Here is a 23438-nt window from a genome sequence, read left to right on the forward strand (position 1 = left end):
TGGACCAATGCGGACGATGCCTGAACCGCCGAAAGCAGTGGCTGGCTTGAGATGGACCGTGACATTGACCATCACGGCGTGCTAATATTTCTTTCTTCGCTCTCAACGAGGCGAGCCAAAAAATGGCCCCCGCTATCAGAGGCGACCGCAATAATCCTTTATCCGTGGCGGGAGCTGACAGACGTGATGACGCAAGCGCGTCCGTCGAGCTTACATTTACCTTTGGGCCATTCCGCCTTGTCCCGCGCCAGCAGCTACTCCTTCGAGGCGACAATCCGGTTCCGCTCGGAAGTCGAGCTTTTGAAATTCTCGTAGCCTTGGTTGAGCACGCCGGCGAAGTGGTCGACAAAGATGACCTCATTGCCCGCGTGTGGCCTGGCCTCACAGTCGAGGACTCGAACGTTCGGGCTCAGATCAATGCTGTGCGGCGTACACTCGCGGAAGGTAGGACCGGCGAGAATTATATCGTTACGGTGCCCGGTCGGGGATATCGCTTCGTTGCGACGGTTTCACGGTCCACCGGCGATGCAGCCCAAGCCTTCCCCGCCCCGCATAAAGGGCACAATTTGCCCGACCGCCTCACCCGACCGATCGGCCGCGCTGATATCGTTGCCATGGTGAGCAGCAGGCTACAGCGAGGCCGCTTCATCACGATCGTCGGACCGGGCGGAATCGGCAAGACCACAGTTGCTCTGGCGGTCGCCGACCAGTTGATAGCCTCTTACAAAGATGGTGGACGGTTTGTCGATCTTGCTCCGCTCAACGATCCCCAGCTTGTGCCGAGCGCGCTCGCTTCTGTACTTGGTGTTCCGATCCGCTCGGAGAATCCATATCCCGCACTGACGTCCTTTCTAAAGGACAAACAGATGCTGCTCCTGCTCGACAACTGCGAGCATGTCTTGCTGGCGGCCGCGGAGTTGGCTGAAGAACTTTTGAAAGGCGCACCGGCTGTTCACATCCTTGCCACCAGTCGAGAACCTCTACGTGCCGAAGATGAGCGCGTGCAGCGCCTACCGCCGCTGGAAACTGCTCCTGTCGAGGCAGGATTAACAGTCATGGAAGCGCTTAGCTACCCGGCGGTACAACTCTTTGTCGAGCGCGCGTCAGCGAGCGCCGGCGGATACGAACTCAGGGATGAAGATGTCCCAGTTGTCGCGCAAATCTGCCGGCGGCTCGATGGAATTGCGCTGGCCATCGAGCTTGCTGCGTGTCGCGTTGACGCCTTTGGGGTTCGCGGAGTGGCCAGTCGCCTGGACGATCGATTTCATCTGTTGACACGCGGTCGGCGCACTGCGCTGCCACGGCATCAGACGCTTCGTGCAGCGTTCGATTGGAGCTACGATCTGCTCTCCGAAGTCGAACGCGTCGTCATGCGCCGGTTGGGTCTTTTTGCCGGACGCTTCACGATGGAGGCTGCCAGCGCCGTCGCCGGAGACGACGAAATAATCGCGTCCGAGGTCGACGGGGTCGTTGCCGACCTTGTCGAGAAGTCGCTGGTCATAGCGGATGTGGCAGGCGCGACCGTATACTATCGCTTGACTGATACAGCGCGAGCCTACGCTCAGAAACGGCTGACTGAAGAAGGTGAAACGCAAGCTGTGAGGGAGCGACACGCGCTCTACCAGCTTGACCTGTTCGAGCGCGCCCTTGCCGAGTGGGAGACGTGGCCCACTACCGAATGGTTGTCTGCGTATGCTCCACAGATCGACGACCTTCGCGGCGCACTTGATTGGGCATTTTCGCCGGGCGGCGATCCTGGCGTCGGTGTAGAGCTGACGGTCGCGGCAGTGCCTGTTTGGTTCGAGATGTCGCTGATGGAGGAATGTCGCACCCGGGCCGAGCGTGCACTGGCTACGCTCGGCGAAAGCACAAAGGACGAACGCCGCCGGATGCATCTCTATGCTGCGGTTGCCTGGTCGCAGATGTACACGACAGCATCGGCCCGAGACACGGGAGCGGCGTGGGCGACTGCGTTCGAAATCGCGGAAGGCCTGGACGACACTGATTACCGCTTACGAGCGCTCTGGGGAATGTGGGCTTCGCGAGTCAACCGCGGAGAGTTCGTCGAAGCTCTGAAACTCGCGAAGCGGTTTTCTTCGGTTGCCGAGAAGACGGCGGATATCAACGATCGATTGCTCGGCGATCGATTGACAGGTGCGTCGCTGCACTTCCTGGGCAACCAATCGAGTGCAAGACAGCACATTGAGCGGATGCTTGCGCACTACGTAGCTCCCGTCCGTCGATCACATGCGGTGCGCTTCCAGTTCGATCAAGGGGTGACAGCGCGCATCACGCTCGCACGAGTGCTATGGCTGCAGGGGTTCGCGACTGAGGCGCTACGCTGTGTCGAGAATAACGTCAGCGACGCCCTTTCGATCAATCATAGGCTCTCGCTCTGCAACGCGCTTGCTCAAGCAGCGTGTCCGATTGCCCTCATGGCTGGCGATCTGTTGGCCGCGGAACGCTACACAAAGATGCTGCTCTATCAGACAGCCAGCGACGAGCTTGATATCTGGCGCGCTTATGGGCGCTGCTTCGAAGGAGAACTGCAGGTCAAGCGCGGCAATCTCGCCGCCGGCTTGCAGCAGCTAAAAGTTGGTATCGACGAACTTCGCCGAGCCAGATTCGTCCAGTATCTCACGACCTTCCTGGGCGCCCTGGCCGAGGGGCTGGCGATCGCCGGAGACGCCCTACTGGCAAAGACCGCGATCGATGAAGCGATCGGACGAAACGAGCAGAGCGAGGAGCGCTGGTGCAGTCCGGAGCTGTTGCGGATCAAGGGTGTAGTCACTTTGCAGCGAGACGCCAGTCAGGCCGAGGAAGATTTTCTGGCGTCGATTGAGCTGGCCCGAACGCAGGAGGCTCTCGCATGGGAGCTGCGCACCACGACTAGCCTGGCGCGACTGCTGCGGGATCAAGGGAGGGTCGGCGAAGCGTACGAGCTGCTCGCTCCGCTCTATAGCCGTTTCAGCGAGGGCTACGAAACCAACGATCTTAAGATCGCGAAGGGTCTGCTGGATGAACTCTCGGGCCAGCGCTAGCCCAGATCAACGCAGGCCGTTTCACATCCGCTGCTGAGATTTCACGGAAATTCACAATGCTTCATGGGGAGGTTTCACGCCTCCTTCCCGGACTTTGCGAGAATTCACAACGTTTGTTTAGGGCTTTATCGCACGAGCGCGCATGATGCCTGTCGGGCGGTCCCGTTCGGATGGATATCGATGCTTGAGAAAGCTGCACCAGCAAATATTCGCGACGTAGCGTTGCTTGAGCCCTTGACGCAGCAGTTTGTAGACGCGATCGCAAACGGCCCGACGATGGGTAAACTGTCTCCCGAAGAAGCACGAAGATTTCTGGCGGATATCCAATCAGGCATCATCGGCAAGCCGGCCGTGCGTTTTGAGGATATGGTAGTCCCTACCGGCCGCACCGGAGTGGTGCCAATTCGCATCGTTCGACCGGAGAGGGCAAGTGAAACGCTGCCCGCATTGGTGTATGTCCATGGCGGCTGGGCTTTCGGCGGCAAAGAGACGCACGACCGCTTGATTCGCGAAATCGCGGTCGGTGCACACGTTGCGTTGTTTTTCGTGGATTACGATCGCTCGCCGGAGGTCAGATATCCGGTAGCAATCGAACAAGTCTATGCCGTCGCCAAGTACCTGATAGAGCATGCTGAACATCTAGGGATCGATTCCACGCGCCTGGCCATCGCTGGCGACGGCGTCGGCGGCAACATGGCCGCCGCTGTCACGCTCATGGCGAAGGAACGGCGCGGCCCCAAGATCGATGCGCAGGTGCTGTTCTATCCCGCCGTCAGCTCGATGTTCGACACCGAGTCTTATGCTTCGTTCGCAAGTGGCCCGTGGCTGACAAAGCGGGCGATGGAATCGTTCTGGAACGCTTATCTTCCGGACGCCGCCGCGCGCAAGCAGATCACCGCGGCACCGCTCAATGCCTCGATCGACCAGCTGACTGGCCTTCCGGATACGCTTATCATCGTTGCCGAGAACGACGTGCTCCGTGATGAGGGTGAGTGCTACGCGCGCAAACTGGTTCGTGCGGGGGTGCGCGTCACCTCCACAAGATACAACGGCACCATTCATGATTTCGTCATGCTCAACGCACTGGCCGATACCCCTGCGGCCAGAGGCGCTATTGCGCAGACCAACGCCCTTCTCCGGTCCATTCTTGAATAGGCGACCGACCGCGACAGACAACGGAGCAGAAGCGATCAGAAGGAGGCTAGCAATGGTTGGTACAACTGGATTCGCCGGCTTGTTTGCTTTACCACCCTCACCCCGCTTTCCCATGAGCGTAGCTGCCGGTAATACGGACCGCCCTCTCGTCTTGATCGTAGACGACGACGAAGAGGTGCGGTCCGCACTTGAAGAGCTTCTTCTGTCGGTGGGGATCGACGCGTGCTGTTTTGGGTCTACGCAAGACCTATTGCACGCAGACCTTCCGGATCGCCCGGGCTGCCTGATTCTCGATGTCCGCATGCCCGGAGCAAGCGGCCTGGATCTGCAGCAGCATCTCGCCTCGAACGGCAATACCCGGCCGATCATCTTCCTTACCGGCCACGGCGACATCGCCATGACGGTGCAGGCGATGAAGGCGGGAGCCGCCGATTTCCTGACAAAGCCGGTGAGAGACCAAACGCTCCTTGATGCGGTTACGGCGGCGATCGAGAAAGATATTTCGCTGAGAACCGCGGCCCGGCATATCAAGCAACATCTCGACCGCTACGCGAAGTTGACGCCGCGCGAACGCGAGGTCCTGCGCGAAGTGGCAAAGGGCCGCCTCAACAAGCAGATCGCCTTCGATCTCGGCATCAGCGAGATCACCGTCAAGCTGCACCGCGGCAGCGTAACGAAGAAGATGCAGGCGACATCCGTCGGTCAGCTCATCCGCATCTGGGAACTGCTGCCTGCGGGGATCCGGGAGGAAAAATCACCCTAGACCAAAGGATGGTTACGATCAGGCCAGCAATGGGTCAGACGAGGGAGACGGCCATCCGGCCGTGCAAGCGAAGAGTCATCCGTTGTCCAAAGCGCCTTTAGTCGCGATCGTAGATGACGATGAAGCTGTGCGAGAGGCCCTTTCCGATCTCCTTCTGGTGCTGGAACTGTCGTGTCGCACTTTCGATCGAGCGGAGGCCTTCATGGCGGAGTACGTCCCGGGCAGGTTCGACTGCCTGATCACCGATGTGAGCATGCCGGGCCATAGCGGGCTCGACCTGTTGCAGCGGCTGCGGACCATCGGCTCCCCAATGCCGGTGATCATCGTCACGGCCGACACCACTCCGGCGACCCGATTGCGTGCCATGAGATGCGGCGCTTATGCCTTTCTGACCAAGCCGGTGAGCAGCGAAGCACTCCTTCGTCATCTGCGGTCCGCCCTGAGACACGCGGGCTCCTGCCCTGGCGCAGATGGACGGGAGACGCCTCGCGATGGCTAGCCCCGTCCACAAGACCGTGACGGGTGGACACGAACACCCTTCCGTGTCTCCTCCCGGAATGGAGTTGTCCGATTTCGCATCCGAAAGCGTGATTGTCAGCGACGAGCACGGCGTCGTGAAATACTGGAATGCGGCTTCGGAAGCCCTTTATGGATGGCCCGCCATGGCCATGATCGGGCAGAATCTTGCCGCGCTCCGCACACCCGGCCAGCACGACCCCGAACCCACTAGCGTGCTACTGCGGGAAGGCCGATGGGAGGGCTTGGTCCGCCGGCGCAGCCAGGCTGGAGCAGAAGTTACAGCCGCCATCAGGAAGATCGTAAGGCGGGATGCAGCCGGCATACTCCTCGATATCGTTGAATTCGGACGAGACGCTGGAGGGATGTCCGAAGCGGCAACCATACGCGTGGATGCCGAGCTGCAGGGCTATCTGGCCGCTTGCTGGGAACTCGATACGTCAGCCGCCCGCTCTGTGCTCCAAACAATCGCCGGGCTCAGAAGTCGTAGCGTAATCGATGATCTCGATGAACACCCGGAATGGGTTGACAAGCTTCTGACCGCCACCCGCATCTCAGCCGTCAATGATCGCGCGGTACGGATGTTCGGCACCCATGCCGGTCTGGAGCAGATGATCGGCAAGCCCGTCGGCGCATTCTGGCCGGCCGAGAGCCGCTCGGTGCTCGCTGCCCTCCTCGAAAAGGTGGCAACCGATCCCTCGCGCCTCGAGATGCGCAAAATGGTCTCCAGTGGAACCATACGCAACCCCATCATCAGGGCATGGCACTCCGCGGAGCCGAAGCCCCCCGGAACGGTGTTCGTAACCATCAATGGCGAGGCGAACGACGATCGCACATCCTGGGAACTGCAGGCCAGCGAGGAACGCTATCGTAAACTCATTGAGTATCTGCCGACCGCACTCTGGCAGGTCGATTCACGTCGCGCGGGCGAAGTGTTTGATCAGCTCAAGGCAAACGGCATCCGCGATATCGGAGCCTACCTCGACCGGAATCCGGACCTCATCGAACACGCCAAGGATTTGGTGCGGGTTACGGAAGTCAACCGGGATGCGGTGTTGCTGTTTCGGGCCAAGAATGCCGCCGATCTCATAAATCCCGTTCGATACATTTTTGCCGCCGCCCCCGGGCTTGCCAAGCGGGTCATGGTTGCTCACTTTGAAGGCCGGCGAAATTTCTTTGAAGAAACGAAGATCCTCGCCTTTGATGGCACGATTATCGATGTTCTGTTCACGGTCACATATCCGGTATTGCCCGAGCAACTGGATACGACCTTCATCACCATGCAGGACATCAGCGAACGATTGAATACGGAACAGCAGCTTCGAAAGCTGCAGGCCGACTTCACGCATGCAGGACGCATCGCAACGCTCGGCGAGCTGGCAACCTCGATCGCGCATGAGGTCAACCAGCCGCTTTCGGCAATCGTCACCAATGCAGAGACGAGCCTGAGGTGGCTGGCGCGCGCCGATCAAAACACTGAAAAAGTCACGCAGCTCGTCTCACGAATCGCATCAAGCGCGCGCCGCGCGGGTGAAATCATTCACCGCATACGAGGCATGGCGGCGAAGAATGAGCCGGAGAAACGTCTCATCGACCTCAATGAGGTCGTTGAGGAGGCTCTCCTGTTTATCCGCCATGAGATCGATTCGAAGTCGATTGCTTTGTCGTCGGTATTAGAAGCCGGACTTCCGCAGGTGATGGGCGATCGGATCCAGTTGCAGCAAGTAATCATCAATTTGCTGGTCAACAGCGTCCAGGCGGTCGCGCAGTCGGGACAGCCAACACGCCGGATCGACATCGAGACGTCGATCGATGACAGCGGCTGGGTCGCCTTTTCCGCCTTCGATAATGGTCCAGGCATCGCCGACGGCAACATGAAGCATATTTTCGAAAGCTTCTTCAGCACCAAGGACGCAGGGATCGGTATCGGGCTGGCCATTTGCCAGTCCATCATTACCGCGCATGGCGGCCGCATCGCGGGTTCAAACCGCCCGAACGGCGGCGCACACTTTCGCTTCACACTGCCAGTGCCAACGGCTGCCGAACTCGATTCCGCGGTTGTCGGCTTTATTCGGCCCGCTCAATGAGCTTCGTTTCATGGCGCGAATATCTGCGCGATTGCACCCATCGCGTCCACCTATCCCAAGGTGCAGGTTGATCTACCCACCGAACCAGCGCCACTAGACTCGCTGCACGATACCATCGCACGGCGTTTGCCATCATTGTTGCGAGCACACAGGAAGCAGCGCGCCGACTCTCTGGTCCAGCGCGGTCCGCGGAGCGCGCGCATAACCTCTCCAATGCGAGCACAACCCATGAGCAAACCGGTCTTGCACAATTCTTCGGCAGGCCTGCCGGCTGCAGCCGAGGCACCACGCCCGAACGATCAGCCAAATGCCGAGCGCCGTCCTGCCGACGTGGAGATGGCACGCGTGCTTCACACCAAACCAGTCAGCATGGCTTTGGACCCCTCCGGGAGCGCGATCGCCCACTGGAAACATGAGCCATTGCACGACGTCGTCGAGCCTATGAGCCACCACGTCATTATGGCTTACAACGGCTCGATGCAGCGCATGGAGCGCCGGACAGGCAGATCGGTTGCGATCGGAACGTTTCGTCCCGGGGTTTTGATAATCATTCCGGAAGGATCAAGCTCACGATGGGATATTCCGAAACCTGTTGATGTCGTTCAGCTCTATCTTCCTCACACAGTGCTCAAGCGCGTTGCTGACGAAGCCGACATCGCCACACCGCTCGATCTCCTGGAGCGAACGGCGCATCCCGACCCCATTACATCCCGATTGATCTTGAGCGCGACGGATGTCCTGGAGAGCAATGAGGCGCTGGATACGCTGTTCAGGCACCAATTGATAGACCTCCTGGCCACGCGTCTTCTGGCTGCGCACACCGGCTCGCCAACGACGATCCAGCCAACAATGGGTGGACTTTCGCCGAAGGTGCTGCAGGGCGCTATCGAACGGTTGCGCTCGGACAGCGACGCGGACGTCTCCCTCGCGGCGCTAGCTTCGGATGCCGGTCTATCGCGCTTTCATTTCTGCCGTGCCTTCAAGGAAAGCACTGGGCTTTCGCCGCACGCCTGGCTGCGCCAGCACCGGCTTGAGCAAGCCATGAACATGCTGCGCGACACCGACGCTTCGGTCGTCTCAATCGCAGCGGAGCTTGGCTATGCCTCCCAGACCGCCTTCGCCGCGGCGTTCAGGAAGCTGACCGGCGAAACCCCGAGCGATTGGCGACGGCGGATGCGCTAGCAGCAATCTCTCTACAGGTACGGCAATCGCTCTGGCGCAGTCGCAAATCAGGTTCGTTATCGTGGTGCCTACGTTGATAATGGAGGAGACAGCGATGACCTGGAAGAAATTCGTCATCCCCCTGGCAATCGCACCGCGACGAAGAGCAGTTGCGACCGCGCTCATATACGGACTTTCGCTGGCCGTTCGCTTCACTTCGGCGGCAGGCGAAGAAACGGAGGTTCCGGCACCGGCCGCTCGAAGCGCCAATCCCATGGCTTCCATCATGATCAATGATGGCGCCCAGCTCTTGCACAGGAATTGGCCGCCAAAGCCCGTTCTGCCGATTGCCCTTAACCGCGGCTGGCCGCTGGGCCCCAGAAGCTGCCATGCTGCATGTGAAAGCCGCGTGCCGATCTCGGCAATGCCGAGCTGCCCACCATAGGTCAGCCCGTCTTCGTTACACATCCTCGCGTCCTCGTCGATCTCAGGAGGCCTTGCCGCCAATGAACAGCGGCGGCAGTGACGCGCCTTTGCCTGAACAACTCAACCCACAGGAGATAATCACATGCGACTCATCATCATTGGCGCCGGCTTCGCCGGCATGTACGCCGCACTTTCCGCCGCCCGCCTGCGCGACATCCAGGGCGTTTCTCCCGAAGAACTCGAGATCGCGCTGGTCGCGCCGGAGCCGACGCTGGTGGTTCGCCCGCGGCTGTACGAACAGAAGCCCGAGACCCTGACGGCGCCCCTGCTGGATGTCCTGAAGGCGATCGACGTTGTCTACGTGCAGGGCAGCGCCGAGACCATCGACACCAAATCCCGCGTGGTGCAGATCGCGACCGCCAAGGGCACGCGAAAGACGCTATCCTACGACCGGCTGGTCGTGGCGACCGGCAGCAGGCTGTTCCGCCCCAACATTCCCGGCCTTGCCGAACACGGCTTCAGCGTCGACCAGCTCGACGATGCGATTGCTCTCGACCGGCACCTGCACAACCTTCCTGACCGACCGGCAATGAACGGGCGCGACACGGTCGTCGTTGCCGGCGGGGGCTTCACCGGCATCGAGGCGGCGACGGAAATGCCGGCGCGGCTTCGCAAAATCCTCGGCAAGGATGCCAAGCCCCGCGTCATCATCGTCGACCGGAACAGCGCGATCGCCCCCGATATGGGTGAAGGTCCTCGCCCCGTCATTGAGGAGGCCCTGCGCAAGGTCGGTGTAGAGACCCGGCTCGGCGCCGGCGTCGCCTCGCTGGACAAATCCGGCGTCACTCTCTCCAATGGCGATCACATCGAAACCGAAACCGTGATCTGGGCGGCGGGTATTCGCGCCGCGCCGTTGACCCAGCAGATCCCAGCCGAACGCGACAATTTCGGCCGGCTGCTCGTCGACCGCGACTTGCGCGTGCCGGGGGTGGCCGGCGTCTTCGCCACCGGCGATGCGGCTCGCGCGCCATGCGACGATGTCGGCAACTACGCGCTGATGTCGTGCCAACACGCCACGCGGATGGGCGCCTTCGCCGGCAACAATGCCGCGGCCGAACTGCTGGGCGTACCGACCAAGCCGTATCACCAGAAGGGATACGTCACCTGTCTCGACCTCGGAGAGGCCGGCGCGCTGTTCACCGTTGGCTGGGAACGCCAGGTCAAGATGGTCGGCGACGTCGGCAAGAAGACCAAGCAGGAAATCAACACCGTCTGGATCTATCCGCCGCGTGCCGAGCGCGCTGCCGCGCTGGCCTCTGCCGATCCGGAGCGTGTGACTGACGTGAGTGGCTTCTTTTAGACCCTTCACGCGAAACGGGCCGCGCTTCTCGCTGGCTGCGCGGCCTGCTCAACCGAGACCAGCCAGTAGCCTTGAACATGAAACAGGAGACAAACATGAACCTAGACACAAGCCTGGCCAACACCTCACACCCCGGTGGACCTGGCCCCAACGAGTTGGTTCCGTCGCGCTACGCGGTGCAGGTCGGCGACATTGACGTGCTGGTGGTCAGCGATGGCGTGCTACCGCTCCCAACCGCAATGTTGGCACACAACATCGACCCGGCCGTTCGGGCGACCTGGCTGAAAGACATGTTCCTGCCGCCGGACGCTTACGATTGGGCGCTGAACGTGGTCGTGGTGCGTAGCGGCGACCGGACCATACTCGTCGATGCTGGGCTTGGGCTCGACCCGGACCTGCACTTGCCGCGGGCCGGGCAATTGATCAAGCGACTGGAGGCCGCCGGCATCGATCTTGCGTCCGTGACCGACGTGGTGCTGACCCACATGCACATGGACCACATTGGCGGGCTGCTCGTCGACGGGGTCAAGGAACGGCTACGTCCGGATCTGCGGATCCACGTGGCGGCCGCCGAGGTCAAGTTCTGGGAGGCGCCCGATTTCTCCCACGTCTCCATGCCGCCGGGGTTCCCGGACGCGCTTCGATCGACCGCCAAGCGGTTCGTGAAAGAGTACCGCAGCCAGCTGCGGCCGTTCGAGGAGGAGTACGAGGTGGCGCCGGGAGTGGTCGTCACTCGCACCGGCGGCCACACCCCCGGGCACAGCGTGGTCCGCGTGGCGTCCGGCGGCGACCGGCTGACGTTCGCCGGAGACCTCGTGTTCGCCGTCGGGTTCGAGCACCCCGAGTGGTACAACGGCTTCGAACACGACCCCGAGGAGTCGGCCCGCGTTCGTATCAGTCTTTTGCGGGAACTGGCTGAGACCGGTGGGCTGCTGGTGGCCACTCACCTGCCGTTCCCGTCCGTCGGACATGTGGCGGTCGACGGCGACGCCTTTCGTTGGGTACCGGTCTTCTGGGACTACTGACCGCACGGTCCGAACGAGAGGCGCCTCGTAAGCGCTTCACTCGATACGGGCCGCGTTTCCAGCGCGGGAGCGCGGCCCGCTCACCCAAAATCCTCTTGGAGCTCGACCTCGATGAAACACGAGACCGTGCGCGCCTCGCAGCTCAACGGCTGCGCCTTTTGCGTGAACATGCATGTCAAGGAAGCCACCTTCCACGGTGAGTGCGCGCTCCCGTTGATGACCCGGGCGCTACCTGGGTGTCCGCGCAAAGATGCTGCTGGCTTCACGGACCAAACCACTCCGCACGGCGATCGCGCTTCGAAGCCGCGCGATGAGAGGGTGTGATGAACGTCGTGGTCTTTGGTGCAACGGGGTCGACAGGACGGCTCGTCGTTGAGTCCGCGTTGTCCGCGGGTCACGTCGTCACTGCCTTTGTCCGTGACCCAAAGCGCATGCCCTTGACGCATCCGAATCCCAGAATCGTCAAGGGCGATGCAATGGATCCAGCCTCGGTGGCTTCTGCGGTCCAAGGTGCGGATGCGGTCATCTGCGCGTTGGGGATGATACCTCAGGCGAAAGAGGATCTGGGTCGACGCCAGCCCGGCGTCCCGGTTTGCTCGGTGGGAACCAAGAACATTCTGGCCGCCATGCCTCCAGGCCGGGGCCGACTCATCGTTGAGAGTTCGGTGAGTGTCGGTGAGAGCTACCACACCGGGAGTTTCGGCGCAGGCTTCATGGTCAAGCTCGCACTCAAGGAGGTGATGGCAGACAAGGAGGCGCAGGAGACAGCTGTTCGGGAGAGTGACTGCGATTGGACGATCGTTCGACCGGCAACGCTGACATTCAAGCGTGCTCGCGGAAAGCTGAAGGCCGGCACCGATCTGCGCTGGAACATCACCTCAACAGCCACCCGCGCGGACGTGGCCGAGTATATGGTCAAGATCCTCGATGACCCCGCGACATATAAGAAGGCCATAACGGTGCGCAACTAGGTTTGAAATCTACCGATGCGGGCCGCGTTTCCAGCGCCGGAGCGCGGCCCGCTCACCCAAAACTTTTTGGAGCTCGACCTCTCGTTCGACTTCGCCTCGCCGGCGCAACTTGGCGGCACCGTCGCTTTTCTGTGCTCGGCTGCGGCAGACCAGATCATGGGCACCGCAACCTCGGTCGACGGCGGCTGGACCGCACGGTAGGCCCGGGTGAGTGAGCGGTCGCTTCAGCGAAAACAACTGTTGCAGGAGGGTATCGTGGTGCATCTTAACAAGAAGAAGGCGGTCGGGTTGTTGCTGTGCCTCGGCGCCGTCGTGGTCGTGGCCGGCGGATGGGTCTATGCCCGTTCAAACGAGACGTTCACCGACAACGCCTATATTCGCGGGGACATGACCTCGCTCGCGCCAAAGGTTGCGGGCTACGTCACGGCCGTAGAGGTTCAGGATAACCAGACCGTTCGTGCAGGCGACGTCCTGTTCCGGATCGACGACCGGGACTACCGCGCGCGGCTTGCGCAAGCAGAGGCCAATGTCGAGGCCGCCCAAGCCCGCCTCGCCAATGTCGATGCCGAGACCCAACTCCAGCACGCCCTGATAAGGCAGGCCGAAGCTCAAAGACTTGCGAGCGTGGCCGAGATGAATCTGGCTCGCAAGGCCTCCGATCGGCGCCGCGAGCTGATCCGCACCAATGCCGTCAGCCAGGCGCAGGTCGATGAAAGCGATGCGGCGCTGTCGAGAACCGAGGCGGGCGTGTCGGCGGCCTCCGCAACGGTGGAGGCCCAACGGCAACGCATCGCCGTCCTTACCAGTCAGCGCGAAGCTGCCGTCGCTGCCGTGGCGCAGGCGCACGCCGCACGCGACCTCGCCCAGATCGATCTCGAGCACACCGTCGTGCATGCGCCGGTCGACGGCGTCGTCGGCAATCGCCAGGTCCGCATCGGCCGGCTTGTCGCGCCAGGCACCTCCTTGCTCGATATCGTTCCTGTCAAGGACGTGTGGGTCGTGGCGAACTTCAAGGAAAGCCAGATCGAACACATCCGGCCAGGACAGCGCGCCCGCATCACAGTGGACGGCTATCCCAACCAGACCATTGAAGGCGTGGTGGACAGCTTTGCGCCCGGCAGTGGGTCCGCGTTCACCCTGATCCCCACCGACAATGCGACAGGCAACTTCATTCGTGTCGTTCAACGCGTGCCTGTGAAAATACGGTTCGCCAGAAATCCATTGCCCGGCCGCGTCGTGCCCGGTCTGTCCGCGCGTGTCGAGATCGACCGAGGAAGCGGCACATGAACATGATCGCCGACGCCACGCCAGGCTACGACAGGCGCGCGGCAGGAAGCATTCTTGTCGCAGGCATCGTGCTCGCCACTTTGACGGAGGCGATCGCAAGCACCGTCCTGTCGCTCGGGCGCAACGACATCATTGGCGACACCCATGCGACTCCCGACGAGTTCGCCTGGCTGGACATCGGATACACCGCTACGAAGCTTATTGGGTTCATGGCCGCCTCCTGGCTCATGACGCGCACCAATCCGCGCAGCCTGATCATCGGCTCGACTCTGGTCATGGGCACGGCCTGCGGCATCGCCGCCATCACATATCAGCTGGACCTACTGATTGTACTCCGCATGATACAGGGTTTCTCCGGCGGCACCTTGCTTGTCGCGGGGCAGGCGATCATTTTTCTCGCCTATCCGCGATCCTGTCAGCCGATCCTGCAAGCGCTGTTTGCGATGGGATCCGTCGTGGCTCCCGCGACCATCGCCCCGGCGCTGCAGGGATGGTTGATCGACAGCCAGTCGTGGGCATGGATCTTCTTCGGCGTCGTTCCGGTGGCCCTCGCCGCTGTCGGACTTTTGTTGATCGCTGACGGCCCGAGACCCGTTACGACCGCGCGCCTTCCGTTCGACTGGGCCGGCTTCTTGCTGATATCAGTCGCATTTTTCTGCCTCACCTACGTTCTCAATCAGGGCAGCCGATGGCGTTGGTTCGAGGAGCCTCGCATCGTGTGGCTGACCGTGATCGGCGCAGCAGCCCTGCTGGCATTTCTCGGCCAACAGGTGATGGCCAAAAGCCAAGGCCTGCTGGATTTCACCCTGTTCCGGTCGAGCGATTTTTCATTCGCATTCATCGTCAGTTTTGTCGCTGGTGCCGCCTTGTTCGGCAGCGCGTATCTGATCCCGTCCTTTGCCGTGTCCGTTCTCGCGTTCACGCCTACCGATGCAGGCCAGCTCCTGTTGCCAAGCGGCGCGCTTTTCGTCGGCGCCCTCCTCGTGGCCGCCTTCCTCATGCAGGTCCGCGGCGCTCCGCCGATCGTCACCGTGCCGTTCGGCATCCTGATGATTATGGCGGCGATGTGGTTGCTGTCCGGCTCGACCAGCGAGAGTGGCGCCGACGACATGATGGCAGCCATCCTGCTGCGCGGATTTGGACTTGGCTTCCTCTTCCTGTCGATCACTCTCATCGCCTTCAGCGAGCTGAACAACCGCAATCGTGCGTCTGGCATCGGCCTCTTCAATGCGGGCCGCCAGATCGGTGGCCTCATGGGGGTAGCCGGGCTCCAGACCATGATCGACCACAATGTTACCTCCAACGCTGCAGTGCTTGGCGCCAGCGTCACCGCAGGCGTCCCTGCGGTCAGCGAGCGGCTGGCGACAGTAAGCGCCATGCTCGCGGCACGAGGGATGGACGGCGTGGCGGCCGGCCGTGCCGCGATGGGCCTGTTGGGCCGAACCGTTACCGGTCAGTCCACCGTGATCGCTTTCGATACGGCGTTCGCTGCGGTCGCTCTCCTTTTCGTCATCGCCGCGCCCGTGCTGGTCGCCATCAAGATCGCGTTCGCCCTGCACGCGAAGAAGCGCGTGGCGCAGTTGGCCCGAACCGAGGAGCCGTACATGACACATCCCGCGCCGAAGCCCTCCCGACAAGACAATGCCGTATCGAGGCCAGACCCTCGCGCCGAGATCGTGCTGGCGGTCAGCGAGGCTCTCGCCAATCCGAGCGGCGCGCCCGCTGACCTCGATAGTATCTTGGATCGAAGCGGATACTCGAAGGAAGACATTCTATCGGCATTCGAGAGCGTCGACGATCTCATCGTCGCAATCGCCGAACACAAAGCCTCGCTCATATCGCAACCATTGGTGAGGAGAGCGCGCCCCGGCACCGTAGACGATGCATGCGAAACCCTCATCGCATTCGGACGCGTTGCCTGGAAGGAATACTCGACCACCCTGGTCGGGTTCATTCGGATCATGATGACCGAAGGTGCACGCAATCCTGCGCTCAAGAAGCGGGTGCACGAGGCCGGGCAAGCGATTGTCACACTCAAGCTGCGGGAGTTTCTGTCGGCAGCAAATGAAAAGGGAATCCTGTCGATATCGGACGCTCAGCTATACGCCGAGCAATTGCTGGGACTGCTGAGGGAACCACTCTACCAGGCACTGATGCTGAGTCCTGCAATGCGCCAGGAGGGAGGAGCCGCCGACCGCGTCAGAGCCAGCATCGAAAGGTTCATTCATGGATGCGCGAGCGCGAGGAGCATTACCCGATGAGCGCGGCTAACGATATTGCCCGATCGAGACGGTTTTGGCTGAAGCGAAACAGCGAGCGCCCTTCAAGACTGGAAGTCGTCGGCGATGTCCCGCCAGACTTGGCAAACAACATCGACGAGAATGGATCCCTGGTGACCGTCGATCCAGCCGACTGGATCGTCTGTTTCGTACCCGGCCTTCGACGGCAGTGGTGGCATCGGTTCGTCCACCACAGGCATAAGCACGTCTTTGCCATGCGACCCACGGGCACGGGGAGTTGGCTACTCGTGGAGCCGTGGTGGACGCGCATGATGGTGACGATCTTGCCGCCGGCCGATGCAGTCAGATTTCTCCGGTGGGGTGCGACGGGCGATATCCTTCGCGTCCGCGAAGCCGTCCCGGGTAAAGCGAGCCAGATTCGCGGCTGGTCCAACTGCGCGGTTCTCTCGGCGTTCTTGCTGGGGCGATCGAGCTGGGCATGGACGCCGCACGGTCTCTACCGGCAATTGCTCCGGGAAAAGTCGACACGACACGAGAATGTTCAGCAACTTCTCGTCGACCAATTCACCAAAGTCGTCGGCCATCACTCGTCCAACGCACTGAGTGTCAGCGCCGACCAGCTTTCCCTCCCACTACGGGAGTTGCTCATCATCATTGGACGCAATCTTCTCGAGACGATGATGACACCGTCGTTGCTGGAGGTTTGCTACACCGCCATCCTTGAAGCGGACCGCTACCCCTATGCGACACAGGCCTACGCGCAACACGGCCCTAAGCCGGCCATCGCGGTCCTTACGAAAATTCTCGCGAAAGCGAAGCAGGCCGGCGAAATCGATCTCGCGGATTGCGAAGCCGGCGCCCGCCAGTTTCTTGGAATGCTCCACGGAAACGTTCACCTGGAAGCTGTGCTTCAGCTCGGCGAGATACCAACGCTTTCCGAAATCGATTTGCGCGCCCGCACCGCGGTGAAAGTCTTTCTCGGCGGCGCCGAGCCAAACGAGACAGCAATTATCGCACCACTGAAGGAGATCGAACATGCACAGTGAAAAGGTCGTTATCGTGACGGCCGGCAGCTCCGGCATCGGGCGGGCAGCGGCGCTTCGTTTCGCCAGACAAGGCGACAAGGTGCTCGTTCCCGGCCGCCGTCCCGGCCCAGTCGAAGCGACGGTTGCCGAGCATGAGAACATCGCAGGCCTGGTCCGGGACCGCCAGGCGATCAATTGGCTTCAACGTTCCGTCCCCGGCCCGAGAGATAGATGCGCGCCGCGTTACCGCCAAAGATAGCTGCGTTTTCATCACGCGACAGACCGGCCAGCATGGTTTCGGCGGCGGCAAGCCATTTTTCATAACCGCCCGCCAAATTGACCACCGGCCAGTCGCTTCCCCATAGCAGGCGATGTGGCCCGAAGCACGCAACGACGTGATCCACGGCCTTCCGCAGATCGGCAATTTGCCAGCCTGGCGCGGCCTCGGTTGCCAAACCCGATAGCTTGCAGACGATGTTGGGGCGTTCGGCGAGCGACGCGATATCATCCTGCCAGACCGCGAGCTCGCCGGTTGCAAGCCCCGGCTTGGCGCAATGGTCCAGCACGAACTGCAGCTCAGGATAATCATCAACGACCCGCAGCAGCCGCGGCAAATGGCGCGGCAACACCAGCGCGTCGAACACCAGGCTGTTTCGAGCCATTGCCGCCAATAGCGGCGCCAAGGCAGGGCGGAGCAGCCAATCGTCATCGGGAATGTCCTGCACCATCGGCCGCAATCCAACCAGGAGTTTGCGCGCAGCGAGCGCATCAATGCGCGCCGCGCCGTCGGCTGCGTCGAAATCCGTCCAGCCGACCACCCCCCGCACCACCTGCGCCTTCGCGGCGATGTCGAGCAGAAACATGGTCTCCGCCTCGGTCGGTGCGGCCTGCACCAAAATCGTCCCCTTGATGTCAGCGGCAGCGAGGTGCGGCGCCAGGTCCGAAAGGGAAAAGTCACGATGGATCGGTGCGAGCGCAGGCGTCAGCCAACCATAATCGCCCCGGGCGAGACTCCACAAATGGTGGTGCGCATCGATCCGCATCAGCCGGCTGCCGCCCGCGGAACAGGCGCTTCCGCATCCAGCAGACCCTTGGCCTTCAGATCGGCCCAAAGCGCGGTTGGCACCTCGATGGACAGCGCGGCTACGTTGCGCTCGACCTCCTGCGGACTCTGGCCTCCCAGCACAACGCTCGCCACCGCCGGATGGCCCAGAGCGAAATGCAGTGCCGCGGTCGGCAGGGCGACGCCATGCGCATCACATACACGTTCGATCTGCGCCACCTTTGCCAGGATCTCAGATGGCGCATCCCTGTAATTGTATTTGGCGCCGCTCACCGCGCCGGTCGCCAAAATACCTGAATTGAATACGCCGCCGAGCAACACACCTATTCCCTGTTGCTGCGCAAGCGGCAGAAATTCCGCCAGCGCCGGTTGCTCGAGCAGGGAATAGCGCCCGGCGAGCAGCATGGTATCGAATGATCCGGCTTGCGCGAAACGCACGCACATCTCGGCCTCGTTCACGCCGATCCCGATACCCGCAACAACGCCCTCTCCGCGAAGCCGGTCCAGCGCGACGTACGCCCCAGCCATCGCTTCGCGAAACCGCTCCTCGATCGCGTCGATGCCATGAGTCCAGACGTCGACGTCGTGAATCAGCAACAGATCCAGCCGGTCAGTCCCCAGCCGCAACAGCGATTGTTCCACCGAACGCATGGTGCCGTCATAGGAATAGTCGAACACTGCCCGGTGCGGCAGCCCACCCACAAAGCCGGAGCCGTCGCCTCGCGCATGAAACGGGTCCATCCAGCGACCGACCTTGGTGCAAACAACGATGTCCTGGCGCGGCACGCACCTGATCGCCGTGCCGCAACGATGTTCGGCAAGGCCGTTGCCATAGTGCGGAGAAGTATCGAGGAGATTGATGCCGAGCTCGAACGCGCGTTTCACCGTATCGACGGCCGTGTCGTCATCCAGTTGCACGTAGAGGTCACCAAGCGGCGCGGTTCCGAATCCTAGAACCGAAACCTGAAGCCGCGTCCGACCAAGGGTACGGCGCGGCACTGCGAGCACCGGGTTCATGTCGATTGGCACATTTTGGATCGCCCAAGTGCGCGTTGCATAGATCACGGCGGTGCCTGGCCACGGCCTGCAGCGGCCAGACGCCGGATTCTGCCTTCTCGCCGTCACTTCTTGACGGCGAACACCCAAACGACGCCGCCCTGCGGCACGTTATTCTCCAGGCCAGGGACCTTGCCCACCAATGCGTCCTGGATACGCTGCGCGTCCACGCCCCAGCCCGACTGGACGGCGATATACTGGGTGCCGTCTACTTCATAGGCGATCGGCATGCCCATGATGCCGGAGTTGGTCTTTTGCTCCCAAAGCAGTTCGCCGGTCTTGGCATGGAAGGCGCGGAACATCCGGTCATTGGTGCCACCGACCAGGATGAGATCGCCCGCGGTTGCCGTCACCGAGCCGAACAGGTGTGACTTGGGAAAATTGTGCGACCAGACCTTCTTGCCCGTGGCCGGATCCCACGCCTGCAGTTCGCCAAAGTGGGTGGCGCCGGGACGAGGCGTCAGGCCGATATCCTCGGGCTTCGTCCCGAGCCAAAGCTGGCCGGGAACCAGCGGCACTTTCTCGCCGGTGAATCCGCCACAGAAATTCTCGTTGGCCGGAACGTAGACCAGTTTGGTGTTCTGACTATATGCCGCCGACGGCCAATCCTTGCCGCCCCACAATGACGGACAGAACTCGACCCGCTTGCCAATGCCTGGCTTGTGAGCGGGATCGGGAATCGGCTTGCCGTTCGGATCGATGCTCTTCCAGACATCGGTATAAACGAACGGCCAGCCCGCCACGTATTTGATGCCCTCCGGCTTGCGCTCGAGCACCCAGAAAATCGCGTTGCGTCCCGGATGGATCAGACTCTTGATGGTGCGGCCGTCCCTTTGCAGGTCGATCAGCATCGGCGCGTCCACCTCGTCCCAGTCCCAGGAATCGTTTTGATGGTACTGGAAGTATGATTTCATCTTGCCGCTGTCGGGATCGAGCGCGAGCACCGATGTCGAGTAGAGATTGTCGCCGGGGTGCGTTTCGCCCGGCCAGGGAGCAGCATTGCCGGTGCCCCAGTAGATCGTCCTGGTATCGACATCGTAGTTGCCTGTCATCCAGGCGGGCGCGCCGCCCGTTTTCCAGTCGTCGCCTTTCCAGGTTTCATTGCCAGGTTCTCCCTCGCCTGGAATGGTGAAGGTTCGCCACAGCTCCTTGCCGGTGTTGGCGTCATAGGCAACGATGTAACCGCGCACGCCGAATTCGCCACCTGAACCGCCGACGATCACCTTGCCGTCGACGACCAACGGCATCAGGGTCAAATACTGCCCCTTCTTGTAGTCCTGAACCTTGGTATCCCAGACCACTTTTCCGGTCTTGGCATCGAGCGCTACCAGGTGGTCGTCCGTCGTGGCGAGGTATACCTTGTCCTGCCACAGGCCGACGCCGCGGTTGGTCGGGTGCAATTGGAAGAGATCTTCGGGGAGCTGGCGCTTGTATCGCCAGTACTCGTCGCCGGTCTTGGCGTTGAGCGCAATCACCTGCCCCATCGGCGTTGCGACGAACATCACGCCATTGTTGATGATCGGCGGGGCCTCGTGTCCCTCGACTACACCGGTCGAGAACGTCCACACCGGCACCAGGTTTTTCACGTTCGAGGTGTTGATCTGGTCGAGCGGGCTGTATCCCTGGCCGTCATAGGTCCGGCGATAATGCATCCAGTTGCCAGGCTCAGGATTCTTGAGTCGCTCGGCAGTCACCGGACTGTAGTTCTCGATCGGGCCGGCGGCAGCGATCGAAACGAGGCATGTGGACGCGAGCAAACCCGACAAAAGCCATTGCTTCAAGGCCATAGCGCAACCTCCCCTTTGTTTTTCGTCTCACGAATTCTGTTTTTTCATTGTCGTGGATCGACGGCGGCCCGCCGTCACCTGGCCTGCTGCGCACCTACCTTTCCAACGAATGCCGCGGCCACCGTCAGTGGACCGTCTTCTGCCGCCAACGGAAGCGCCGGCAGACGCCGGGGCGCCGGCCCAAACACCGCTTGCCCGCTTTGTCTCGGGTCAAATTCCGAATTATGGCAAACACATTTGAACACGTCCTTGTCGCCGCCAGCCGCCTTTACCCATGCGGTGATCGGACAGCCGGTGTGGACGCAGATCACCGAATAGGCCACGACGCCGCCGGCCGCGCGTGAGCGCGTCTCTTCGTCCAGTTCGGCCGGATCCAGTTTGACGACGACCACCTCGTTCAGGCGCGAGCCCTTGCGGACAACCGACGTCTTCGGGTCCTTTGGCCAGGCCCGCGCCGGCGGTCCACCGGCTTTCAGATCCTGCGGCTTGATCACCTCGCCCGCACGGTCCCCTTCTGCGAAAACCAGGATGTCGGCTTTCTGCGGCCGCTCGTTGCTGCCGGGCAGATCTTCCTCGGCAACGGAGGACCTAGACGACGCCAGGCAAGCGCCCGTGGCGAAAGCGGTCAGGATGAGTGCACGCCGCGTCGGATCCTGACACATCGCTGTTGCGAGCTCCGTGTCTGTGCTTGTGATCGACGTTGTGGCCTGATCGGATTTGCACATGACACAAACTGAAGGAGGGAGTCGGTCAAAAGAAAGGCGACGAACAAATTTGTCTTTTGCGCAATGCGCCTTGCAGTTGCATCAGTGATTCCAGGAAAAGCCAGCAACAACGGGAGTCCATTGCATTTCACGCGATCGTAACTGCCGATTTGCGCATCATGCATATTTCGCAGAACAGCTCAGCCTTCTGCAGTGTGCGGTGCATTATCGCGCGTGCGGTCAAGAGCGAGAATTGCAGAATTCGCGCGGAGCGTTCGGCGCACGTCGATGCCTGTGGCGTGCAAATGGTGAAAGACTGTGCAGCGCCGGGCGACGTGGAAGAGATGATCCCGCATCCGGGTCATGACAACGATGTTCACGTTTGACGAGAATTTGTTTTGCTGTGTCGCTGCGTCAGCGTTACTGACCAAATGCAATCTTTTCCTGATGCCCCGCTTTCGCCAAACATGCGGACGCAAATATAGAATGGTTCTATGGCGGCGATCCGCCAGGCGCGGCCTACTGAACAACAGCCAATAATACAACAGCCAATAATAACGATTCAGGAGGATGGCTCGAAGAAATCCCAGCCAGACAAGACAGCAAGGAATTTCGAAGCGGCGTCGAGCGGTCAGCAAAAATGTTTTCGCTCGCGTCGGAGCGACCATCAGCAGCTTACGAAGGGGATCGATCATGGTTACTTTGAAGATTAACGGCCAGCAAAAGAACTGGGATGGCGATCCCGATCTTCCGCTGCTCTGGTTCCTCCGCGACGAAATCGGCCTGACAGGCACGAAATATGGCTGCGGCCAGGCGCTTTGCGGCGCCTGCACCGTGATCGTCGACAAGCAGGCGACACGCGCCTGCATCACGTCGGTTTCCGATGTGGTGGGTCGGGAGGTCACCACGATCGAAGGTCTTCATCCGACGGGCGATCACGCGGTTCAGAAGGCCTGGCGCCAGCTCAATGTCCCGCAATGCGGCTTTTGCCAGGTCGGCCAGATCATGCAGGCCGCGGCCCTTTTGATGGAGAATCCAAAGCCCAATCACGACCAGATACGCGAAGCGATGTCGGGCAACATCTGCCGTTGCGGCACTTATCAACGCATCGAGAAGGCCGTGCATCTCGCATCGACGGGGGTGTGACCATGATGAATATCCTCACCAATCCCAACAAGCTCCGTGGCTTCGAACGGCACATCAAGGTCGACAACGTTTCACGCCGCAGTATCTTGAAGGGCCTCGGGCTGGCAGGCGGTTTTGTGCTCGCCGCTCCCGTGATGTCACGCCCCGGCTTTGCTGCGTACCAGACCGGTGCGGACAAGATGCCGCACGGTACCGTGGTGAACCCGCGCGTTTTCGTTTCTATCGCATCCGACGGAACAGTGACGATCGTCGCGCACCGCGCCGAGATGGGAACGGGTGTCCGCACCAGCCTGCCGATGATCGTCGCCGAAGAGATGGAAGCCGACTGGTCGCGCGTTCGCGTCCAGCAGGCGCCTGGCGACGAGGTCAAGTTTGGCAACCAGGATACCGACGGATCGCGCAGCACGCGGCACTATCTGATGCCGATGCGCCAGATCGGCGCTTCGGCCCGCACGATGCTCGAAGCCGCAGCGGCGAAACGTTGGGGCGTGCCAGCGACCGAAGTGAAGGCGATCAATCACGAGGTCGTTCACAATGCCAGCGGACGCCGCATCGGCTTCGGCGAGCTAGCAGCCGATGCCGCCAGGGAGTCGGTGCCGAGTGTCGAAGGCTTGAGGCTCAAGGA

The 23438-nt window shown here is 61.4% G+C and carries 21 protein-coding genes and 2 pseudogenes; 18 read left to right on the forward strand and 5 right to left on the reverse strand.

From position 1 onward, the window contains the following. Positions 1-122: 122 nt before the first annotated feature. From CP49_RS21430 to CP49_RS43025, 16 genes and pseudogenes are all read left to right on the forward strand, one after another. Positions 123-3041 (forward strand): ATP-binding protein, encoded by a 2919-nt coding sequence (locus CP49_RS21430; RefSeq protein ID WP_082646136.1) that lies wholly within the window; start codon positions 123-125, stop codon positions 3039-3041. Between the two features lie 180 nt (positions 3042-3221). Then, positions 3222-4196, forward strand: a complete 975-nt coding sequence (locus CP49_RS21435) for an alpha/beta hydrolase (protein WP_057852178.1) — start codon at positions 3222-3224, stop codon at positions 4194-4196. A gap of 112 nt (positions 4197-4308) precedes the next feature. Beyond that, on the forward strand, positions 4309-4959 hold the full coding sequence (locus tag CP49_RS21440; protein WP_057852179.1) for a response regulator transcription factor: 651 nt from the start codon (positions 4309-4311) through the stop codon (positions 4957-4959). A gap of 82 nt (positions 4960-5041) precedes the next feature. Next, positions 5042-5458 carry a response regulator transcription factor gene (locus CP49_RS21445; RefSeq protein WP_057852205.1) on the forward strand — a complete coding sequence of 139 codons (417 nt, stop codon included), beginning with the start codon at positions 5042-5044 and terminating at the stop codon, positions 5456-5458. Between the two features lie 64 nt (positions 5459-5522). Next, a complete protein-coding gene (locus tag CP49_RS21450) occupies positions 5523-7562 on the forward strand; it encodes a PAS domain-containing sensor histidine kinase (protein WP_197423171.1) in 2040 nt (679 codons plus the stop codon). A 228-nt stretch (positions 7563-7790) separates the two neighbouring features. Beyond that, on the forward strand, positions 7791-8744 hold the full coding sequence (locus CP49_RS21455) for a helix-turn-helix domain-containing protein (protein WP_057852181.1): 954 nt from the start codon (positions 7791-7793) through the stop codon (positions 8742-8744). Between the two features lie 547 nt (positions 8745-9291). Further along, on the forward strand, positions 9292-10509 hold the full coding sequence (locus CP49_RS21465; protein WP_057852182.1) for an NAD(P)/FAD-dependent oxidoreductase: 1218 nt from the start codon (positions 9292-9294) through the stop codon (positions 10507-10509). 95 nt (positions 10510-10604) lie between these two features. Further along, entirely contained in the window at positions 10605-11534 is a 930-nt protein-coding gene (locus tag CP49_RS21470) for an MBL fold metallo-hydrolase (protein ID WP_057852183.1), read from the forward strand. A gap of 126 nt (positions 11535-11660) precedes the next feature. Continuing rightward, positions 11661-11750, forward strand: a pseudogene (locus CP49_RS49330) (carboxymuconolactone decarboxylase family protein); the annotation flags it as partial. A gap of 107 nt (positions 11751-11857) precedes the next feature. Next, positions 11858-12505, forward strand: coding sequence for an NAD(P)-dependent oxidoreductase (locus tag CP49_RS21480; protein WP_057852185.1), 648 nt, complete (start codon positions 11858-11860; stop codon positions 12503-12505). A 15-nt stretch (positions 12506-12520) separates the two neighbouring features. After that, positions 12521-12706, forward strand: a complete 186-nt coding sequence (locus CP49_RS47540; protein ID WP_057852186.1) for a hypothetical protein — start codon at positions 12521-12523, stop codon at positions 12704-12706. Positions 12707-12760: 54 nt separating this feature from the next. Then, complete coding sequence (locus tag CP49_RS21490; RefSeq protein WP_197423172.1) at positions 12761-13792, forward strand: HlyD family secretion protein; 1032 nt, start codon at positions 12761-12763, stop codon at positions 13790-13792. A 2-nt stretch (positions 13793-13794) separates the two neighbouring features. Continuing rightward, a pseudogene (locus tag CP49_RS21495) lies at positions 13795-15363 on the forward strand (DHA2 family efflux MFS transporter permease subunit); the annotation flags it as partial. A 33-nt stretch (positions 15364-15396) separates the two neighbouring features. After that, positions 15397-16053, forward strand: a complete 657-nt coding sequence (locus CP49_RS48695) for a TetR/AcrR family transcriptional regulator C-terminal domain-containing protein (protein WP_276326846.1) — start codon at positions 15397-15399, stop codon at positions 16051-16053. Continuing rightward, complete coding sequence (locus CP49_RS21500; protein ID WP_082646145.1) at positions 16050-17078, forward strand: TetR/AcrR family transcriptional regulator C-terminal domain-containing protein; 1029 nt, start codon at positions 16050-16052, stop codon at positions 17076-17078. Before CP49_RS48695 ends, CP49_RS21500 begins: the two co-directional genes overlap by 4 nt. Next, complete coding sequence (locus CP49_RS43025; RefSeq protein ID WP_082646141.1) at positions 17068-17316, forward strand: SDR family NAD(P)-dependent oxidoreductase; 249 nt, start codon at positions 17068-17070, stop codon at positions 17314-17316. The genes CP49_RS21500 and CP49_RS43025 overlap by 11 nt, the downstream gene beginning before the upstream one ends. Here the strand turns inward: CP49_RS43025 and CP49_RS21505 are convergent. The 5 genes from CP49_RS21505 to CP49_RS21525 form a co-directional block, all read right to left on the reverse strand. Further along, a complete protein-coding gene (locus CP49_RS21505) occupies positions 17249-18100 on the reverse strand; it encodes an amidohydrolase family protein (RefSeq protein WP_245310789.1) in 852 nt (283 codons plus the stop codon). The genes CP49_RS43025 and CP49_RS21505 overlap by 68 nt on opposite strands. Then, positions 18100-19137 (reverse strand): aldo/keto reductase, encoded by a 1038-nt coding sequence (locus CP49_RS21510; protein WP_057852188.1) that lies wholly within the window; start codon positions 19135-19137, stop codon positions 18100-18102. The genes CP49_RS21505 and CP49_RS21510 overlap by 1 nt, the downstream gene beginning before the upstream one ends. Positions 19138-19241: 104 nt before the next feature. Further along, positions 19242-20963, reverse strand: a complete 1722-nt coding sequence (locus CP49_RS21515) for a methanol/ethanol family PQQ-dependent dehydrogenase (protein ID WP_057852189.1) — start codon at positions 20961-20963, stop codon at positions 19242-19244. A gap of 74 nt (positions 20964-21037) precedes the next feature. Continuing rightward, a complete protein-coding gene (locus tag CP49_RS21520; RefSeq protein ID WP_245310790.1) occupies positions 21038-21625 on the reverse strand; it encodes a QcrA and Rieske domain-containing protein in 588 nt (195 codons plus the stop codon). Between the two features lie 242 nt (positions 21626-21867). Beyond that, entirely contained in the window at positions 21868-22362 is a 495-nt protein-coding gene (locus CP49_RS21525) for a hypothetical protein (RefSeq protein WP_057852191.1), read from the reverse strand. On the opposite strand from CP49_RS21525, the gene CP49_RS21530 reads away from it, so the two are divergent. Together CP49_RS21530 and CP49_RS21535 are read left to right on the forward strand one after the other, a co-directional pair. Then, positions 22361-22813, forward strand: a complete 453-nt coding sequence (locus CP49_RS21530; RefSeq protein ID WP_057852192.1) for a (2Fe-2S)-binding protein — start codon at positions 22361-22363, stop codon at positions 22811-22813. The genes CP49_RS21525 and CP49_RS21530 overlap by 2 nt on opposite strands. A gap of 5 nt (positions 22814-22818) precedes the next feature. Next, positions 22819-23438 (forward strand): molybdopterin cofactor-binding domain-containing protein (locus tag CP49_RS21535; RefSeq protein WP_156438566.1); only part of this gene is annotated, 620 nt, incomplete at its 3' end.

This window comes from Bradyrhizobium valentinum, assembly GCF_001440405.1.
Classification (GTDB): domain Bacteria; phylum Pseudomonadota; class Alphaproteobacteria; order Rhizobiales; family Xanthobacteraceae; genus Bradyrhizobium; species Bradyrhizobium valentinum.

Coding starts and splice junctions, on each gene's coding strand:
- CP49_RS21430 (WP_082646136.1), top strand. CDS start 123: ATGGCCCCCGCTATCAGAGGCGACCGCAATAATCCTTTATCCGTGGCG.
- CP49_RS21435 (WP_057852178.1), top strand. CDS start 3,222: ATGCTTGAGAAAGCTGCACCAGCAAATATTCGCGACGTAGCGTTGCTT.
- CP49_RS21440 (WP_057852179.1), top strand. CDS start 4,309: ATGAGCGTAGCTGCCGGTAATACGGACCGCCCTCTCGTCTTGATCGTA.
- CP49_RS21455 (WP_057852181.1), top strand. CDS start 7,791: ATGAGCAAACCGGTCTTGCACAATTCTTCGGCAGGCCTGCCGGCTGCA.
- CP49_RS21465 (WP_057852182.1), top strand. CDS start 9,292: ATGCGACTCATCATCATTGGCGCCGGCTTCGCCGGCATGTACGCCGCA.
- CP49_RS21470 (WP_057852183.1), top strand. CDS start 10,605: ATGAACCTAGACACAAGCCTGGCCAACACCTCACACCCCGGTGGACCT.
- CP49_RS21480 (WP_057852185.1), top strand. CDS start 11,858: ATGAACGTCGTGGTCTTTGGTGCAACGGGGTCGACAGGACGGCTCGTC.
- CP49_RS47540 (WP_057852186.1), top strand. CDS start 12,521: ATGCGGGCCGCGTTTCCAGCGCCGGAGCGCGGCCCGCTCACCCAAAAC.
- CP49_RS48695 (WP_276326846.1), top strand. CDS start 15,397: ATGACACATCCCGCGCCGAAGCCCTCCCGACAAGACAATGCCGTATCG.
- CP49_RS21500 (WP_082646145.1), top strand. CDS start 16,050: ATGAGCGCGGCTAACGATATTGCCCGATCGAGACGGTTTTGGCTGAAG.
- CP49_RS43025 (WP_082646141.1), top strand. CDS start 17,068: ATGCACAGTGAAAAGGTCGTTATCGTGACGGCCGGCAGCTCCGGCATC.
- CP49_RS21505 (WP_245310789.1), bottom strand. CDS start 18,100: ATGCGGATCGATGCGCACCACCATTTGTGGAGTCTCGCCCGGGGCGAT.
- CP49_RS21510 (WP_057852188.1), bottom strand. CDS start 19,137: ATGAACCCGGTGCTCGCAGTGCCGCGCCGTACCCTTGGTCGGACGCGG.
- CP49_RS21515 (WP_057852189.1), bottom strand. CDS start 20,963: ATGGCCTTGAAGCAATGGCTTTTGTCGGGTTTGCTCGCGTCCACATGC.
- CP49_RS21520 (WP_245310790.1), bottom strand. CDS start 21,625: ATGTGTCAGGATCCGACGCGGCGTGCACTCATCCTGACCGCTTTCGCC.
- CP49_RS21530 (WP_057852192.1), top strand. CDS start 22,361: ATGGTTACTTTGAAGATTAACGGCCAGCAAAAGAACTGGGATGGCGAT.
- CP49_RS21525 (WP_057852191.1), bottom strand. CDS start 22,362: ATGATCGATCCCCTTCGTAAGCTGCTGATGGTCGCTCCGACGCGAGCG.